This is a genomic window from Sulfurimonas sp. NWX79 (assembly GCF_039667035.1).
Classification (GTDB): domain Bacteria; phylum Campylobacterota; class Campylobacteria; order Campylobacterales; family Sulfurimonadaceae; genus Sulfurimonas; species Sulfurimonas indica.
The window spans coordinates 1-938 of record NZ_JALCZL010000062.1 but is presented as its reverse complement, the minus strand read 5'-3'; the positions used below and the strand labels follow the sequence as shown (position 1 = coordinate 938).

Genomic DNA, 938 nt, shown 5'->3' with positions numbered 1-938 from the left:
ATAGGAACCAAAAAGAGCCTTAATCATAAAACCCTCTTTTTGGTACTTCGTTTTAACACTGCTAAGATAGTTGAGTATTTGTTCTTTTTTCATATGGGTATTATATCATACTGCACACTCAAGAAAAATTTCTTCTATTGTATGCTAAAATACCTGTCGCACAAAAAGGATCTTTATGAAATCTTTTCTTATTTTTATTCTCATCACTTCAACATATGCTATTGAAATCACAGGCACATGGAAACTCTCAAGTAATGTAAAAAACCGTCCTTTTAAATGTTGCGCACTCGTTGCATATGGAACAACTATCAGATTCAATACAGATAAAACTATCAATATAATAAATAAGCATGGAATAAATGTTACTGGAACAAAGAAAAAATATACACTTAAAAAGCATGATCTAAACATATTTTTAGATAATAAACAAATAGGAATGCTGCCAAATTTTTTCCTAAATCATTCATCCAGTAATAAAACTTTTAAACTACATCAATTAAATAAGAACTGCTACCTTGCCGTAGATAAAAGGAACAAAAACAATACTTTTCAAATGTGCAAACAACATTAAATTTATTTACCGAATTTTTCCGAAACAACTCCAATATTACATCCGTTATCCGTTCCTATGTCCAACCCGCTACACAGAAATATTACTCCCCAATCACTTAGGATAGGTATTTAGGGCGATTTTTTACAAATTGCATATTCAATATATTTTTACACTGGAACAAAGGAAAATAATTTAACTACCATAAGCCTCTTTTGCATTAAAAACCTTGTCTTTTTATTTTTCCCTCTCTGGAAGAGCGTATAAGTGTCAAACGAACTGCTAAAATTGGCACTAAAGGAAGTGAGTTAAAAGTTACTTTTTAAACACAAACCTTAAAAAATCAAATTAATTTTTGATAGACTCCATTTCATCTTTTTTGAAAGGA

1 protein-coding gene is annotated in these 938 nt (G+C 29.9%); it reads left to right on the top strand.

Annotated elements, in window-relative coordinates; translation table 11 throughout:
- The first annotated feature begins 175 nt into the window (after positions 1 to 175).
- Positions 176 to 571 (top strand): hypothetical protein, encoded by a 396-nt coding sequence (locus MNY27_RS10910; RefSeq protein ID WP_152183164.1) that lies wholly within the window; start codon positions 176 to 178, stop codon positions 569 to 571.
- Positions 572 to 938 lie beyond the last annotated feature (367 nt).

Excerpts from the sequence above, each read along its gene's own strand:
- MNY27_RS10910 (WP_152183164.1), top strand. The coding sequence starts at position 176 with ATGAAATCTTTTCTTATTTTTATTCTCATCACTTCAACATATGCTATT.